This window comes from Mycolicibacterium moriokaense (assembly GCF_010726085.1).
GTDB lineage: Bacteria > Actinomycetota > Actinomycetes > Mycobacteriales > Mycobacteriaceae > Mycobacterium > Mycobacterium moriokaense.
The window spans coordinates 693,442-707,264 of record NZ_AP022560.1 but is presented as its reverse complement, the minus strand read 5'-3'; the positions used below and the strand labels follow the sequence as shown (position 1 = coordinate 707,264).

The following is a 13,823-nucleotide window of genomic DNA, read 5'->3' as shown; positions in this document are numbered from 1 at the left end:
ATGTCCGGACGCTACTACAACTGCCATTGACCAGCAACGGTAGGTTGGCCTCCATGAGCGTTACTGAAACCGCCCTCCCCGAGGCCGCCGCCCGCCTGTTCGCACTCGCCGACCGGGTGACCGGTTTCATGCCCGCCGACGAGGGGCGCGCGCTGTACGACACCGCCGTCCGGTATCTGGGCGACGGCATCGGCGTCGAGATCGGTACGTACTGCGGCAAGTCGACGGTCCTGCTCGGCGCTGCGGCCCAACAGAGCGGCGGTGTCATCTACACCATCGATCATCACCACGGCTCCGAGGAGCATCAGCCGGGTTGGGAGTACCACGACGAGTCGATGGTCGATCCGGTGACCGGACTGTTCGACACGCTGCCGACGCTGCGGCACACACTCGACGCCGCCGGGGTAGACGATCACGTCGTCGCGATCGTCGGCCGCTCGACGACGGTGGCCCGTGGATGGCGAACTCCGTTGCGGTTCTTGTTCATCGACGGTGGCCACACCGAGGAGGCCGCGCAGCGCGACTTCGACGGCTGGGCGCGGTGGGTGGAGGTCGGCGGCGCGCTGGTCATCCATGACGTGTTCCCGAATCCGGACGACGGCGGCCAGGCGCCGTACCACGTCTACCGCAGGGCGCTGGACACCGGCGACTTCCGCGAGGTGTCGGCGACGGGGTCGATGCGGGTGCTGGAGCGCATGTCCGGCGTGCCCGGGGAAGACCTGTGACGCGCTAGCGATCGCTGGTCGCGCACTCGCAGTCGTACTCGCCCTCGAGACCGCGGGGCAGGTCCGCGCCGCGGAAGATGCCACTGGCCGCCGTCGTGCGCGACAACGCGTCGGCCGCGAGGATCATCGCCGCACCGGTCCACGTGGTGCGCTCGACGGGCCACCGCTTGCCGTCGGCATACACCAGACCGGTCCAGTACGACCCGTCCTCTTCGCGCAAGTGGTGCATCGCGGCGAACTGCGCGTGTGCCCGGGCGGTGTCGCCGATGGCGTCCAATGCCATTACCAGCTCACAGGTTTCGGCTCCGGTGACCCACGGCCGGTCGTCCACGCAACGGATACCGAGCCCGGGCACGACGAAGTCGTCCCAGCGTTCGTCGATGCGTGTCCGCGCGGCAGCGCCACGCACGGCGCCACCCAGCACCGGGTAGTACCACTCCATCGACCAACGGTCCTTCGTCACGAAGGCGTCGGGATGCTCGGCGATCACGTGTCCGAGCCGGCCGACCGCAAGTTCCCACTCCGGCTGCGGATCGTCGAAGTAGTCCGCGAGCGCCAGCGCACACCGGAGGCTGTGGTAGATGCTGGCACATCCGGTCAGCAGCGCTTCGTTCTCCAGGCCCGACGGGCTTCTGGCCCAAGCGATTTCGCCGCCGCTGAACTGCATGTCGAGCACGAAGTCGACGGCCTTGGTGACGACGGGCCACATCGTCTCGGCGAACCGCCGGTCCTCGGTGATCAGCACGTGGTGCCAGACGCCGGTCGCGATGTAGGCGCAGAAGTTACTGTCGCTGTTGGCATCCTCGATGACGCCGTTGCGCACCTGGATGGGCCACGAGCCGTCGGGCCGTTGCATATTGCGGCACCACTCGAATGCGCCGCGCGCGGGCTCGAGAAGTCCGGCGGCCGTCAGTGCCATCGCGTTCTCGACGTGGTCCCAGGGATCGGTGTGACCGCCCTCGAACCACGGAATGGCTCCAGAGGACTCCTGCGTGTCGGCGATCGATCGGGCGGTCTGACGGCATTGCGCCGGCGTCAGAACACCGGGCACGCCGGGCACGTTAGGAGACAGCAACAGGTACCACCGGTTTCTTGAAATACATCGCGACGCTCTTGCCGATCAGCGGGTTCAGCACCGACTCCGCCGTCCGCGTGAGCCAGGGTCGGCTCATCATGTCCCACACCAGCAGCTTGTGATACGCCTGCACCGCTGGGTGATCCGACTTCTCAGTTCCGACAGCGCATTTCAGCCACCAGTACGGGGCGTGCAGCGCATGCGCATGGTGGGTGCCGGTGAGTGTCAGGCCGTGGGCGAGCACCTTGTCCCGCAGCGCGTCGGCCTTGTAGATCCTGATGTGCCCGCCCTCGTTGGCGTGGTACTCGTCGGACAGAATCCAGCACACCTTCTCGGGCAGCCACCGCGGCACCGTGATCGCCAGTGCACCACCGGGTTTGAGGACTCGGACGAGTTCCGCGATCGCCCGGTCGTCCTCGGGAACGTGCTCGAGGATCTCCGACGCGATGACGCAGTCGAACGTGCCGTCGTCGTACGGCAGGTCCAGCGCGTCGCCCTTGACGACCTCGGCCTTGGCCGACGCCGGGACCTCGCCCTTGTCCTTCATGGCCTTCAGGATCTCGTCGACGTTGTTGAGATCCTCGACGTTCTGATCGAAGCCGATGACGTCGGCGCCGCGCCGGTACGCCTCGAAGGTGTGCCTGCCCGCGCCGCAGCCGACGTCGATCACCTTCGTGCCCGCGCCGACACCGAGCCGGTCATAGTCGACGGTCAGCATTTCGCGACCCGCTCACATGCCTGCTCGTACACCGCCACCGTCTGCGCCGCAACGGATTCCCAGCTGAACACGTCCAGCGCACGCTGGCGGCCGTTGGCGCCCAGCCTGCGCAGCTCCAGCGGCGAGTCGAGGAGTTCGCCGAGCACCCTGGTCAGCTCGTCGACGTCGGCAGGGGTCACCAACCGCGCACATTCACCGTCAGCGCCGACCACCTCGGGCAGCGCGCCCGCACGGCTTGCGACGATCGGTGTGCCGCTGGCCATCGCCTCCACCGCAGGCAGCGAGAAGCCCTCGTAAAGCGAAGGGATGCAGGCGACTTCGGCCGACGCCAGCAGGTCGGCGAGTTCGGAATCGGTGAGTCCGCTCGAACTGTGGACGATGTCGGAGATGCCGAGCTCCGCGATCAGCTTCTCGGTCGGGCCGTTGGGTTCGAGCTTGGCGACGAGCTGCAGTTCGAGGTCGCGTTCGACGCGCAGCCGCGCGACGGCGTTCAGCAGATGCGCGACGCCCTTGAGCGGCACGTCGGCACTTGCGATCGCGATGATGCGGTTACGCACCCGTCGCTCCGCAGGTTTGAACAGTTCGGTGTCGACGCCCAGCGGAACGACGTGCAGCTGGCTCGGCGTCACACCGAAGTCCTCGGCGATGTCGGCGGCCGACGTCGAAGAGACGGTCAGCAGCTCGGGGATCCGTCGCGCCACGTCCTTCTGCATCTCGGCGAATCCGTACCAGCGGCGCACCAATGGCTTGCGCCACCACGGTGCCGCCGCGACGTCCAGCACGCGGTCCCTGGTGATCGGATGGTGCACCGTCGCCACCACCGGCAGTCCGATGTCGGCGATCTTCAGCAGACCAGAGCCGAGGCACTGGTTGTCGTGGACCACGTCGAAGTCGTCGCGGCGCTCGGCCAGCACGCGGGCGGCACGCAGGCTGAAGGTCTTCGGCTCCGGGAAGCCCGCGGTCCAGGTCGTCAGCAGCTCGCGAAGATCGATGGTCGTCTTGATCTCGTTGGGCCACGGAATGCGGAACGGGTCCGGCTCGCGGTAGAGGTCGAGGCTGGGCACCTTGGTCAGGCGCACCCGCGGATCGAGGCCCTCGGGGTACGGCTGGCCGGAGAACACCTCGACGTCATGGCCGAGCTCGACGAGCCCGCGGGACAGGTGGCGGACGTAGACCCCCTGCCCTCCGCAATGGGTCTTACTCCGGTACGACAACAGAGCGATGCGCATCTTCAACCCACGACGATGCGCGCTGGCGGACACGTCCAGGCCCGGTGAGCAGGACAAATCACATCACTCAAAGACCCCGAACCTTTCTGGACATGTGTCCAGACTATAGTTTGACTAGCTATCGGACGCAACGCGTCCCTACTGCTCTGACTACCACATACGGTGCGGTGCGCGCTCTCCGACCTCTATCCGTCGGGCGCGCGCCGAGGCCACCACTACTGCTGTTCTGGCGGGAATCCCCCGGTGGCGACGGGACCCCACCGCGTCGGTGTGACGCGAATCAGACACTTGCCCTGATCGACCATCGCGTGTCGGTACTCATCCCAGTCGGGATGCTCGCCGGAGATGGAGCGGAAGTAGTCGACGAGCGGTTCGACGGCGTCCGGCAGGTCGATTACCTCGGCATCGCCGTCGACCTGGACGTAGGCTCCGTTGAACTCGTCGGACAGCACGGTGATGCTCGCACGTGGCGTGCGCCGGATGTTGACGGACTTGGCCCGCTGCGGATAGCTCGCGATCACGATGCGGCCCTGATCGTCAACGCCACCCGTCACCGGCGAACTCTGCAAGGAGCCGTCCGATCGAAATGTGGTGAGCACCATGCGATGTCGCGGTCTTACGAACTCCAGCAGCTCAGGCAGGTCGACAGCGTCGGCGGTCGCGTACTTTCTGGCCATGACCCAACACTAGCGACGGGATAACGATGGAAGCCTTCGAGAAGCTCGTCTCCAACCTCGACTACCCGATGTACGTCGTCACCACCCGCGCGGGCGAAGAGCGCTCGGGCTGCCTGGTCGGGTTCACCAGCCAGGTGAGTATCGGGCCGCCACGGTTCCTTGTCGGGCTGTCGGAGAAGAACCACACCTATCGGGTGGCCCGCCACGCGACACACCTGGCCGTCCATCTGCTGCCACGACGACACCGCGAACTGGCGCGGTTGTTCGGCAGCGAGACCGGCGATCACGTGGACAAGTTCAGCCGATGCGGGTGGCGGCAGGGTCCGCACGGGATGCCGATCCTCGACGATGCGGCGGGCTGGTTCGTCGGTGAGGTACTCAACCGCTACGCCCTCGGCGACCATGTCGGCTTCCTGTTGGAGCCCGTCGACGGAGACGCCCCCGACTCGTTCGAGCAGCTCGTGACCTTTTCCGATGTTCGAGACCTGGAGCCCGGACACGAAGCGTGAGCCTCGTGGACAACTTTCGTCACGTGTCATAAGCCGGCATTATGATTCGAACATGCGTTCGGATAAAGAAGTACTCATAGAGGCGCTCGATGCCATCGAAGCCGGCTGCCGCGCAGTGGAGGTGTTCCCGTTGGAGACGTTGTCACGTTCCGACGGTCAGGCCCTGCTGGCGCGGCTGGACAAGCTGGACCAGAGGATCGTCGCCGTGCACCGGCGGCTCAAGGGCCGGCTGATCACGACAGCGCGGATGTCTGCGTAGCGGACGATTAGTCGGTCTTGCGCTTGAGCGTCCACGCCGGGATCCAGTGCGTCACCGCTTTGCGGCGGGCGCCGTAGGCGATCTCGTAGGTGACCAGGCCCCACCAATAGCCCTGTTCGCAAGTGCCCCAGCACGTCAGCTTGCCCTCGACGATCGAATGCAGCTGCAGTCCGGCCGGGTTGTAACCACCGGTCCGATGGGGCTCGCGCGGGAACAGGGCCGCGAGGTCTACAAGCACCGTGACGGGCGGGTCGACGCGACGGAACGCCGGCGCTACCGGCTGCCCGTTGTAGCCGATCGACTGGAGCTCACCCACTATTCGATCATACGTTCGAATATGGCAGCACGAATGCGAACGGTCGCGGGAAGCCCAGGCCGGTCAACCGCGACTCCCGCACCGCCGCGACGTCGACCGACCGCACCTCCCCCGACGACGGTTCGTAGCACCTCAACGTCTCTTCGGAGGCGTCGACGATCAACACCCAGTGCCGTGGGATCACCCGCCCAACGAGCATCGCCACCGGCAGTCCGCTCCGCGCGGCGGCTATGACATCACTCAGGCTGTCGCGGCGGCCCCAGAAGAGACGGCCCCAGAACAGAGGGCCCCGGAACAACCGCCAGCGATACCAGACTCCCGCCGTCGCCCCCTCGGCGGTGAGTGCGCGCGCCACACCCCACGGCGTGGTGCCGAGCCGCCGCGGCCAGATCCGGTTCACGTCGGCGTGCACGCGTCGCTGTTCGGCGTCGAACAGAGCGGCCCCGGACACCGGGTCGGCCAACGCGGCATGCCGGCGCGGATCGAGCAGCGCGCCCGCCATCAACGCAACCGACGGACCACACGTCACCGCGTCGCGTTGGCGCAGCCGCAGGACCCCGAGCTTCATCCGCTCCAGTGTGGCATCGGCCGGTCCAATTCCATTCGGCGAACATGGGCCATTCCCAACTCCCACAGCGCAATTCCTGCCAATTGGCAATCAATTTCTGCCATCGGAATTAAATCTCTGACCTCCTGGTTTACAAGATCAGCTGCAGCGCGAACCGCGACATCATGCCACGGCTCGAAATACGAAAAGGAAGAAAGAAGAAGGCTCCAAAAATGAAGAAGTTTGGATTCGCCACCGTCGCCGCGAGCGCACTGACCGCCGCCTTCCTCGGGTTGGCCGCACCGGCTCTGGCCGCGCCGTCCGGGCCCGGCAATGCTCAAGACACGATCAGCGATCTCCAGGCGCACGGCTACACCGTCATCGTCAACCACATCGGTAATACGCCGCTCGACCAGGCGAGCGTCGTCGCGATCCGGCCCGGCCATACCTTCAGCCGGACCGACAGCAGCGCACCGGGTGAGGATCTCAGCACCACGCTGCTCAGCAAGACGGTCTACGTCGACGTGAAGTAGCGCGAGCTGAACTAGCCCCTCACCTCGGCAAGCCTCCCGATGCCTCCCCCTTGGCATCGGGAGGCTTGCCCGTTTCCGTGAACATTTGTTTCAGTTTGCCGGTCGGCGGCTAATCGAAGACCCTATGGGCTTCGACATCACCCCGACCGCGGCGCAGCACGACCTGGCACGCCGCACACACGAGTTCGCCGAGAACGTGGTCCGGCCGGTCGCTGCCGAATACGACCAGCGCCAGGAGTTTCCGTGGCCGGTCCTCGAGGAGGCGGCGACGCAGGGCTTCTACAGCCCGCTGTTCTACCGCGACCTCATCGGCGATCCGACCGGCCTCTCCCTGCCGATGTTCATGGAGGAGTTGTTCTGGGGCTGCGCCGGGATCGGCCTGGCCGTGGTGATGCCCGCCCTCGCCCTCTCGGCGATCGGCCAGGCGGCGTCACCGGAACAGATGCTGCAATGGGCACCGGAATGCTTCGGTACGCCAGGCGATCTCAAACTCGCCGCCCTGGCCATCTCCGAACCCGAGGGCGGCAGCGACGTGCGCAATCTCCGGACCACCGCCCGCCGCGACGGTTCCGGGCCGGACGCCGACTGGATCATCAACGGCCACAAGATGTGGATCGGCAACGGCGGCATCGCCAACGTCCACGTCGTCAACGCCGTCGTCGACCAGGAGCTCGGGCACAAGGGTCAGGCGCTGTTCATCGTGCCGGGCGGCACCCCCGGCTTGGAGCTGGTCCGCAAGCTCGACAAGCTCGGCTGCCGGGCATCGCACACCGCCGAGCTCAAGTTCAACGACGTCCGAGTCCCTGCGGCCAACCTTCTCGGCGGACAGGAGCGGCTCGAGCACAAACTCGCCAAGGCGCGCGAGGCGATCGAGGGCGGCACCCGTTCCGGCTCCGCCACGCTTGGAACCTTCGAGCAGACACGACCGATGGTGGCCGCCCAGGCCCTCGGAATCGCGCGGGCCGCACTGGAATACGCCACCGACTACGCCAACCGGCGCGAAGCGTTCGGCGCGCCGATCATCGACAACCAGGGCATCGCGTTCCCGCTCGCTGATCTCGCCACCGCCATCGACGCCGCACGCCTGCTCACCTGGCGCGCCTCGTGGATGGCCGCCAGTGGTATCCGGTTCGAGCGCGGTGAGGGGTCGATGTCGAAGCTGGCCGCCAGCGAGGTCGCGGTGCGGACCACCGAACGCGCCATCCAGACCATGGGCGGCTGGGGCTACGTCAAGGACCACCCCGTCGAGAAGTGGTATCGGGACGCCAAGCTGTACACCATCTTCGAGGGCACCAGCGAGATCCAGCGCATCGTCATCTCCAACGCCCTCGGCGCCGCCGCCGGTAAGCCGCCCCTGCACGTCGACCTCGAACCCACCGGTGGACCCTTCAACCGGATGTTCGGTCGCGGAACGCCGGCACGTACCCAGGCCGGCAGCGCCGCGCTCGCGATGAAGGACCGCATTCCTGCCCCGATCATGCGGTTGGCGATGAAGGTGTTGCAGCCTCCGCGCAAATGACCTACAGCACCTGCTCGGACGGCGGCGACGCCGCGCTGGTGTCCATCTCGGTGCCCGCGGGTGTCATCTCCGCCTCCAATACCGTTACCGCGGAGGCGAATTCGGGTCGCACCCAGAATCCGGAATGACCACAGATCGGCGGATAGGTGCCGTCGGGCCGCACGGTCAGCGCCTCGACGTCGAGCACCCGGAAGTCGACATCCACCAGCGCGTCCGTCATGGTGTGGTTCGTCTTGTCGCTCACCCACGACCCGATCGGATCGGACGACGCCCACAGGTTGATCCACCGAGACCGTTGTCGCACAGCCACTCTCGGCAACGCGCCGGTCCCGAAGTACGCAGGGAAGTTTCGCGCGTACAGCCGACGCAGCGGTGAACCGAACGTCAACAGCGCCACCCGTGCCCTGCTGTCGTCGTCGTACTGCAACAACGTCGCCGCCGCGATCACGGTGCCCTGACTGTGCGCCGCGATCACCACCCGCGTATCGGGTTGGTCGGCGAGCACCCTGAGCCGATCCAGCAGTTCGGGCACGGTGCGCTCGGCATAGCACGGCGGCGTCAGCGGATGGTTCGCGCGCGGCCAGAACGTGATGACGTCCCAGAGCACGGCCACCACCCGGCGCATCTGACGGTCCCGATATGCCTGCACCGCAACGAGAACCAACCCGACCGCCAAGGACAGCGTGATAACGACGCTCGCCCTGGTGATCGTCGGCGAATACCCCGGCAGCGCCTCGAAGCCACCTCGCTCCGACACGTACCAGCCCGTCAGTGCCGCGATCACCACGACGGCCACCAGCGCCACCCCGCCGATCAACGTGACGCCCATATCGGTCAACGAGGCCACCGCGCGGGCCCGAGCGACCTGCCTGGCCCGCGCGTCGTTCTCCGCGGTACCCGGATAGTCGGCGAGCACCGAGGGCAGTGCGGCCGTCGTCCTTCTCGGCAGGACCACGCCCCACACCACGAGCACCACGGCGATCACCACCACGATCATCACCACGACGGTCACCGCCACCCAGAGATAGGGCGGTGGGACGATCAGCGGCGATTCGGCGTTCAGCGCCCTGACCCTGTCGGCGAACGGCGCGGCGGTGTTCCCCAGTGTGGTGGCCCGCTTGCCGATCGCCGCGTTGGCGGCCGCGGTGGAGATCACGGCGTCGCCGAGCACCTGGGCGATCCACAAGCCGATACCCACGCTGAACGCGCCGCCCATGAGCCAGGCGATCAACGCGACGAACGGCGCCGTCAGGCCGCGCAGCGTCGGACGCCACGCGGGGTCGGACGGCCTCGGTTGGCCACGCATCGACAACGCGGTGAACACGAACAGCAGGATCAACAGCGCCACTTGCACGCCGAGCAGGACGTAGATCGCCCCGCGCAACCCCGGAAAGTGTGTCGGCGGATGCGGATAGTCGACATCGGTGATCGCCACCCACACCAGCGATAGGACCAACAGCCCCAACGAAATCCAGCGCAGCGGCAGCAGCGGCCGCGTCAGCTGGTCGGCGCCACTGCCGCCCCGCGCGGTCGCCCGGTTCCAGGCCGTGGCCAACACGGCGATCGTGAGGATGACGCCGTTAGCGATCAGCAGGGCCGTCCCGACCGCGGCGGGTGTGGTGCTCAGAGGTGCTGCGAGTGTGAGCGCGGCGACCCCTGACGTCCATGCCATCACGTGGCAGGCTCGCAGCCGCAGCACCGACGGATCGATGCACCAGAACGTGTCCGATTCGAGCGGCACCTCGTCGGCTGTCACCACCGGATTCGGCGGCCTGCCAACCTCTCTCGTGTTCTCCCTGCCGAGCCGCCACAACGCGATGATCACCAGGACCAGCGGGAGGGCGCTCAGCGCCACCTGTGTCCCTCGCGGCAGCGTCGCGAGCCACGACAGCGGGCCCCACTGCGCCGCGCACTGCGGTAGGGCGACGCACTGCCACACCGTCACGTCCATGACCGCCACAGCGGTCGCCAGCATCAGCGTCAGGGTGAACGACAGTGCGATCAACCTCAGCAGCCCCACCGCGACAGACGCGGCACGGCGCTGCGCGGCGACGGGCGGCAGCATCCAGTGCGCGAGGTTGATGAAGATGAAGGGCAGGAAAAGCAGCCAGACCGCGCGGCTCGCGCGTCCGGACGTCAGGCCGCCCCACGAGTACGCCTCGACCACGCGACGCCATGCCGATCCACCCTCGGTGCGCTGGGCGTCGTCGATCCACGGCTGCCTGCGGTAGAAGCCGGCCGACTTGTCGCCCGCCTGCAGTTCAAGGAATTCGGCGGGGCAGCCCAGCAGCGCCTCGGGCGGTGTTCCGGATACGCCGTGCACCCGGAGTTCGACGACGGTGCCGGCCTCGGCCATCTCTTCATGGTCGCGCGAGGTTTGGCAGATGTTCCAGCGGGCACGCCACAAGAGGCTCATCAATCTCCAGGAGGATGCGATGCGAGCAGTCACGTGGCAGGGACGGCGGAAGGTTTCCGTCGATACGGTGCCCGATCCGGTGATCAAGGAACCCAACGACGCGATCATCCGGGTCACGAGCACGAACATCTGCGGGTCCGATCTGCACCTCTACGAAGTACTCGGCGCATTCATGAACCCCGGCGACATCCTCGGGCACGAGGCGATGGGAGTGGTCGAAGAAGTCGGCCGCGATGTCGACAACCTCGCCGCCGGCGACCGCATCGTGATCCCGTTCAACATCAGCTGCGGGCAGTGCTTCATGTGCGACCACGGCCTGCAGAGCCAGTGCGAGACGACTCAGAACCGCGATCAGGGCACGGGTGCGGCGCTGTTCGGCTATTCGACCCTCTACGGCGAAGTCGCAGGCGGGCAGGCCGAATACCTGCGGGTCCCGCAGGCGCAGTACACCCACATCAAGGTGCCCGACGACGCACCAGACGAACGCTATGTGTATCTCTCCGATGTCCTGCCCACCGCGTGGCAGGCCGTCGAGTACGCCGATGTGCCCGAGGGCGGCACGCTCGTGGTGCTCGGCCTGGGCCCCATCGGTTCGATGGCGTGCCGCATCGCGTCGCACCGCAAGAAGGCAACGGTGATCGGTGTCGATCTGGTCCCCGAGCGGTTGGACCGTGTCCGCCAGTACTGCTCGGAGGTCGTCGATCTGCGACGCGAGGACGCCGAAGAGGTGGTCAAGAGCTACACCGGGGGCCGGGGCGCCGATGCGGTCATCGACGCCGTCGGCATGGAGGCGCACGGATCGCCGGTGGCCGAGGCGGCGCAGACCGCCAGCGGCTTCCTGCCGTCGCCGGTCGGACGCGTCGTGATGAAGCACGCCGGTGTCGATCGCCTCGCGGCGTTCAACATGGCGATCGCGCTGGTGCGGCGCGGCGGCACGATCTCGCTGTCGGGTGTGTACGGCGGCGCCGCCAGCCCGGTGAATCTGATGACGTTGTTCGACAAGCAGATTCAGCTGCGCATGGGGCAGGCCAACGTCAAGAAGTGGATACCGGACATCATGCCGCTGCTCACCGACGACGACCCGCTCGGTGTGGAGCAGTTCGCCACCCACCGGTTGCCTTTATCGGCCGCACCCGATGCCTACGAGACGTTCCAGAAGAAGCAGGACGGCATGGTGAAGGTGGTCCTGACCCCCTGATGACCAGCCACGACGCAGGCAGGTGATACCCGTGGTTTCAGGTCGCGCACTTCTGGCAATCATTACCCGCGGGCAAGTTCAATGGAATCGACGGGTGGGATGACAATGGAGTTTCTTGCTCAGGGCAACGAGGGGGGCGGTGCCGCACTCGGTGAGGTCATCGGCATGTCGGCCGTTGCCATGGTCGTCGCGATCCTGCTGCTCTGGATCGGATTCCTGCACCGCACGCGCCGCATCACGTGGTTGAACAACCTCGCCGAGTGGGCGGGCCGCCGGTTCAAGCGCCCGCCGTGGGTGGCGCTCCCGATCGCGCTGTTCATCACGACGATCATCGCGGCGCTGTTCGGCTTCATCTGGGACGTCAGCCTGCACATCGGCAAGGGCCGCGATCCGGGACCGCTGGCCAACCCCGCGCACTACTACATTCTGTTCGGCCTGTTTCTGTTGTTCGTCGCCGGCTGCCTCGCGTGCGTGCTGCCCTACGAGAAGCCCGGTCCGTATGCCGTCCGGATCACGCGCGACTGGTATGTCCCCGTCGGCGGGCTGCTCATGGCCGGCTGCGGGCTGTACGCGCTGACGGGTTTCCCGCTCGACGACATCTGGCACCGCATCTTCGGCCAGGACGTCACACTCTGGGGACCTACTCACCTGATGATGATCGGCGGCGCCGGCTTCTCGACACTGACCGCGCTGTTCCTCGAGCACGAGGGACGCAAGGCCGCAGGTGAGAACGCGCCTAAGGACGGACCGGGTCTCAAGTTCATCCAGTACCTGGCGTTCGCCGGCATCGTCATCGGCATGTCGGTCTTCCAGATCGAATTCGACTTCGGCGTACCGCAATTCCGTCAGGTGTTCGAACCGATGCTGATCGCGACCGCGGGGGCGTTCGGCCTCGTCGCCGCACGAATCAAGTTGGGCCGCGGCGCGGCCGTCATCGCCGCGCTGCTCGCGATCGGATTGCGCGGCGGCGTCGCGCTGCTGGTCGGCCCGGTGCTCGGCGCGCCGATCAACTGGTTCGCGCTGTACCTCGGGCCGGCGATCGTCATCGAATTGATCGCGCTGACACCGCTTCTGAAACGACCGATCCTGTTCGGCGCCGTCAGCGGTCTCGGCGTCTCCACCGTCGGTCTGTGGCTCGAGTCGCTCTGGATCGACGCCGTCTACGCCTATCCGTGGCCGACCAGCATGTGGCCCGAAGCCCTGGCGATGGCCGTCCCGACCACCATCCTCACCGGTACCTGCGGGGCGATGATCGGCATGGTGCTGACCGACCAGAAGCTGCCCCGACGGGCGGTCAGCGTCGGCTTGGTGGTGCTCACCGTGTTGGCGATCGGCGGGGCAACCGCCAACGGGCTGCGCTACACCGTGCCTGAAAGCGCCAACGCCACAATCACTCTCACCGAAGCTCCCGCCGTCAACGGTGAGCGACACGTGACCGCTGACGTGCGGATCACTCCTGCCAACCTGATCAGCGACGACCCCAATTGGGTGTCGGTGCTCAGCTGGCAGGGCGGACTCGCCAACCAGCGCGGCATCTTCATCGACCACCTGCAGCAGGTCGGTCCGGGGCACTTCCGGTCGACGCAACCCATGCCGGCGTCGGGTTCGTGGAAGACGCTGTTGCGTGTACACGACCACAAGACGCTGACCGCCGTGCCGATCTATCTGGCGGGTGATCCGGGAATCGGCGCCGAAGAAGTGCCGGCCGAGGCGACGATGACGCGGCCGTTCGTCGCTGAGATCACCATTCTGCAGCGCGAGCGCAGCCCGGACACCCCCGAGGTGTTGTGGTTGATCGGTTGCCTGGTCGTGCTGACCTGCACGCTGATCCTGATCGCGGGTCTCTCGTGGGGAGCAGGCCGGCTCAACCGCGGCGAGCCGACAGCCAGTAAGACTGAACTGCAACCGTCAGTGCAGGCATGAACGACGTTGTCGTCCTCGCCCACCACTCGGTGCTGCTCGCCATACCGGCATTCGCCCCGGCGTTCGTAGTGGTCGGCGTCGTCATCTACATCGCCATGCGCGACCGTAAGAAAGGCGACGAGCCTCACGGTGAAAGCTCTGGCCCGGCACGCAAAGATGGTGCACCGTGAGGAAAACAA

15 protein-coding genes are annotated in these 13,823 nt (G+C 66.7%); 8 read left to right on the top strand and 7 right to left on the bottom strand.

Annotation, left to right across the window (positions count from 1 at the left end):
• Window positions 1-53: 53 nt before the first annotated feature.
• A complete protein-coding gene (locus tag G6N43_RS03360; RefSeq protein ID WP_083156932.1) occupies window positions 54-725 on the top strand; it encodes a class I SAM-dependent methyltransferase in 672 nt (223 codons plus the stop codon).
• 4 nt (window positions 726-729) lie between these two features.
• On the opposite strand, the gene G6N43_RS03355 is transcribed toward G6N43_RS03360, so the two are convergent.
• The 4 genes from G6N43_RS03355 to G6N43_RS03340 all read right to left on the bottom strand — a co-directional run bounded on the left by G6N43_RS03355 (window position 730) and on the right by G6N43_RS03340 (window position 4,424).
• Window positions 730-1,785 (bottom strand): MMP endo-(1,4)-3-O-methyl-alpha-D-mannosidase, encoded by a 1,056-nt coding sequence (locus tag G6N43_RS03355; RefSeq protein WP_234810278.1) that lies wholly within the window; start codon window positions 1,783-1,785, stop codon window positions 730-732.
• 1 nt (window position 1,786) lies between these two features.
• Window positions 1,787-2,518 (bottom strand): class I SAM-dependent methyltransferase, encoded by a 732-nt coding sequence (locus G6N43_RS03350; RefSeq protein ID WP_083156930.1) that lies wholly within the window; start codon window positions 2,516-2,518, stop codon window positions 1,787-1,789.
• The gene (locus tag G6N43_RS03345) at window positions 2,512-3,747 is read right to left on the bottom strand and encodes an MMP alpha-(1->4)-mannosyltransferase (protein WP_083156929.1); all 1,236 of its coding nucleotides are present in this window, start codon (window positions 3,745-3,747) and stop codon (window positions 2,512-2,514) included. Before G6N43_RS03345 ends, G6N43_RS03350 begins: the two co-directional genes overlap by 7 nt.
• Window positions 3,748-3,962: 215 nt before the next feature.
• A complete protein-coding gene (locus tag G6N43_RS03340; RefSeq protein WP_083156928.1) occupies window positions 3,963-4,424 on the bottom strand; it encodes a PPOX class F420-dependent oxidoreductase in 462 nt (153 codons plus the stop codon).
• A gap of 26 nt (window positions 4,425-4,450) precedes the next feature.
• Between G6N43_RS03340 and G6N43_RS03335 the strand changes: the two genes are divergently transcribed.
• Window positions 4,451-4,933, top strand: a complete 483-nt coding sequence (locus G6N43_RS03335; RefSeq protein WP_083156927.1) for a flavin reductase family protein — start codon at window positions 4,451-4,453, stop codon at window positions 4,931-4,933.
• 52 nt (window positions 4,934-4,985) lie between these two features.
• Complete coding sequence (locus tag G6N43_RS03330; RefSeq protein WP_083156926.1) at window positions 4,986-5,192, top strand: hypothetical protein; 207 nt, start codon at window positions 4,986-4,988, stop codon at window positions 5,190-5,192.
• Between the two features lie 7 nt (window positions 5,193-5,199).
• Here G6N43_RS03330 and G6N43_RS03325 read toward each other — a convergent pair whose 3' ends face one another.
• Together G6N43_RS03325 and G6N43_RS03320 are read right to left on the bottom strand one after the other, a co-directional pair.
• Window positions 5,200-5,508 carry a hypothetical protein gene (locus tag G6N43_RS03325; protein ID WP_083156925.1) on the bottom strand — a complete coding sequence of 103 codons (309 nt, stop codon included), beginning with the start codon at window positions 5,506-5,508 and terminating at the stop codon, window positions 5,200-5,202.
• A gap of 7 nt (window positions 5,509-5,515) precedes the next feature.
• Window positions 5,516-6,076, bottom strand: a complete 561-nt coding sequence (locus G6N43_RS03320) for a hypothetical protein (RefSeq protein ID WP_083156924.1) — start codon at window positions 6,074-6,076, stop codon at window positions 5,516-5,518.
• Between the two features lie 212 nt (window positions 6,077-6,288).
• Between G6N43_RS03320 and G6N43_RS03315 the strand changes: the two genes are divergently transcribed.
• Window positions 6,289-6,588 (top strand): hypothetical protein, encoded by a 300-nt coding sequence (locus tag G6N43_RS03315; RefSeq protein WP_083156923.1) that lies wholly within the window; start codon window positions 6,289-6,291, stop codon window positions 6,586-6,588.
• 124 nt (window positions 6,589-6,712) lie between these two features.
• Window positions 6,713-8,107 carry an acyl-CoA dehydrogenase family protein gene (locus G6N43_RS03310; RefSeq protein WP_083156922.1) on the top strand — a complete coding sequence of 465 codons (1,395 nt, stop codon included), beginning with the start codon at window positions 6,713-6,715 and terminating at the stop codon, window positions 8,105-8,107.
• 1 nt (window position 8,108) lies between these two features.
• On the opposite strand, the gene G6N43_RS03305 is transcribed toward G6N43_RS03310, so the two are convergent.
• Window positions 8,109-10,523, bottom strand: a complete 2,415-nt coding sequence (locus tag G6N43_RS03305) for an alpha/beta hydrolase family protein (protein ID WP_234810277.1) — start codon at window positions 10,521-10,523, stop codon at window positions 8,109-8,111.
• A gap of 19 nt (window positions 10,524-10,542) precedes the next feature.
• Here G6N43_RS03305 and G6N43_RS03300 point away from each other — a divergent pair, with 19 nt between their 5' ends.
• The 3 genes from G6N43_RS03300 (at window position 10,543) to G6N43_RS30365 (ending at window position 13,814) form a co-directional block, all read left to right on the top strand.
• On the top strand, window positions 10,543-11,721 hold the full coding sequence (locus G6N43_RS03300) for a zinc-dependent alcohol dehydrogenase (protein ID WP_083156946.1): 1,179 nt from the start codon (window positions 10,543-10,545) through the stop codon (window positions 11,719-11,721).
• Between the two features lie 99 nt (window positions 11,722-11,820).
• On the top strand, window positions 11,821-13,644 hold the full coding sequence (locus tag G6N43_RS03295; RefSeq protein WP_179967962.1) for a hypothetical protein: 1,824 nt from the start codon (window positions 11,821-11,823) through the stop codon (window positions 13,642-13,644).
• Window positions 13,641-13,814 (top strand): hypothetical protein, encoded by a 174-nt coding sequence (locus tag G6N43_RS30365; RefSeq protein WP_165761907.1) that lies wholly within the window; start codon window positions 13,641-13,643, stop codon window positions 13,812-13,814. The genes G6N43_RS03295 and G6N43_RS30365 overlap by 4 nt, the downstream gene beginning before the upstream one ends.
• The last annotated feature ends 9 nt before the right edge of the window (window positions 13,815-13,823 follow it).

Excerpts from the sequence above, each read along its gene's own strand:
- G6N43_RS03360 (WP_083156932.1), top strand. The coding sequence starts at position 54 with ATGAGCGTTACTGAAACCGCCCTCCCCGAGGCCGCCGCCCGCCTGTTC.
- G6N43_RS03350 (WP_083156930.1), bottom strand. The coding sequence starts at position 2,518 with ATGCTGACCGTCGACTATGACCGGCTCGGTGTCGGCGCGGGCACGAAG.
- G6N43_RS03345 (WP_083156929.1), bottom strand. The coding sequence starts at position 3,747 with ATGCGCATCGCTCTGTTGTCGTACCGGAGTAAGACCCATTGCGGAGGG.
- G6N43_RS03340 (WP_083156928.1), bottom strand. The coding sequence starts at position 4,424 with ATGGCCAGAAAGTACGCGACCGCCGACGCTGTCGACCTGCCTGAGCTG.
- G6N43_RS03335 (WP_083156927.1), top strand. The coding sequence starts at position 4,451 with ATGGAAGCCTTCGAGAAGCTCGTCTCCAACCTCGACTACCCGATGTAC.
- G6N43_RS03330 (WP_083156926.1), top strand. The coding sequence starts at position 4,986 with ATGCGTTCGGATAAAGAAGTACTCATAGAGGCGCTCGATGCCATCGAA.
- G6N43_RS03320 (WP_083156924.1), bottom strand. The coding sequence starts at position 6,076 with ATGAAGCTCGGGGTCCTGCGGCTGCGCCAACGCGACGCGGTGACGTGT.
- G6N43_RS03315 (WP_083156923.1), top strand. The coding sequence starts at position 6,289 with ATGAAGAAGTTTGGATTCGCCACCGTCGCCGCGAGCGCACTGACCGCC.
- G6N43_RS03310 (WP_083156922.1), top strand. The coding sequence starts at position 6,713 with ATGGGCTTCGACATCACCCCGACCGCGGCGCAGCACGACCTGGCACGC.
- G6N43_RS03305 (WP_234810277.1), bottom strand. The coding sequence starts at position 10,523 with ATGAGCCTCTTGTGGCGTGCCCGCTGGAACATCTGCCAAACCTCGCGC.
- G6N43_RS03300 (WP_083156946.1), top strand. The coding sequence starts at position 10,543 with ATGCGAGCAGTCACGTGGCAGGGACGGCGGAAGGTTTCCGTCGATACG.
- G6N43_RS03295 (WP_179967962.1), top strand. The coding sequence starts at position 11,821 with ATGACAATGGAGTTTCTTGCTCAGGGCAACGAGGGGGGCGGTGCCGCA.
- G6N43_RS30365 (WP_165761907.1), top strand. The coding sequence starts at position 13,641 with ATGAACGACGTTGTCGTCCTCGCCCACCACTCGGTGCTGCTCGCCATA.